At 55.2% G+C, this 1050-nt stretch carries 2 protein-coding genes; both read left to right on the top strand.

What is annotated here, in order from left to right; translation table 11 throughout:
- Positions 1 to 852, top strand: an 852-nt coding sequence (locus EN780_RS39250; protein WP_189557029.1) for a hypothetical protein, incomplete at its 5' end; no start/stop codon positions are given.
- Positions 839 to 1050 (top strand): hypothetical protein (locus EN780_RS34970; protein WP_133372896.1); only part of this gene is annotated, 212 nt, incomplete at its 3' end. The genes EN780_RS39250 and EN780_RS34970, both read left to right, overlap by 14 nt.

Consider the following 1050-nt stretch of genomic DNA (forward strand, 5'->3'; position numbering starts at 1 on the left):
ACATACGAACTGACGGGAAAGATCGTCGCGAACGAACTGCGAGGGCACCTCTCCGACGTAGACTTTGTCGTTGCAGTCGTCTCTCAGTTCCTATCTCCAAGCGTTACCTTCGAGCTGGGTATGGCGCATGCCCTCGGGAAGCCCATCCTCATGCTTGGCATCGGTGAGAAGGTTCCCGACTTGGCATCGCTTTTAGACTTTCGGGGCGTTGAATTCATCCGCGTGTCTAGCCTCGGCCAACTTCCCGAAATAGCCAACGACATTGATCGATTCATTCGACTGACAGCTACTCTTGGGTCACTCGAAGATGATCAGCGCAACGATTCACCAGTTCGTTCCATCCAAGACTTAGAATGGGCTAGGGAGCGGCTGCAAACAGTGCGGTTGATCAAGGGCGCTCGCCGGGGGTTCCAATTTGAAGAGTTGGTGGCGGATATCTTTCGCCAGGCAGGGGGTGAGGTAACTTTCACGGACCACCAAAACGTGGAGGCCAGTCAAAGAGAGGCCGATCTCGTCCTTTGGTTGAACGAACTAGCGTATGAGGTAGGCGGACCTGTTCTTGTCGAGTGCAAGATATTTGGCGGTGGAACCGGAAGCGTCGTGAAAAACCTCGAACACACCATCAAAAAGCTCGACAGGTGGATCGGCAGTACCAGTGCCCAACTCGCGCTGGTGGTTTTCGACCATGACCGACCGCATAAGCCTCCCGTCCTGTCTGAGACTCCGCGCGTGCTCGCTTACGCGGCAGAAACGCTGATCAAACTAATCGAGCGTGGCACGTTCGTTGTGGATGTTTCCCAGCGTCGGCAACGCGCCGCCTTTGGCACAAGGACGGCAGATGGCGCCGCTTGATCGAGCCCACATCGCCCTGGAGATCAATGCTATTCGGGAAGAAACAGAGGAGGCGCATCGCAAAGGCAAGCGACTAGAGACACTTATTGCGACTATATTCCGAGCGGTCCCCGGCCTTGCCCTCGAAGACCAAGATGTGGTGAGCGATTTCGGCACGCAGGAAATCGACCTTTACTTCATGAATACGTGCCCCATAGA

Source organism: Mesorhizobium sp. M4B.F.Ca.ET.089.01.1.1 (assembly GCF_004022605.1).
In the GTDB taxonomy this organism is placed as follows: domain Bacteria; phylum Pseudomonadota; class Alphaproteobacteria; order Rhizobiales; family Rhizobiaceae; genus Mesorhizobium; species Mesorhizobium abyssinicae.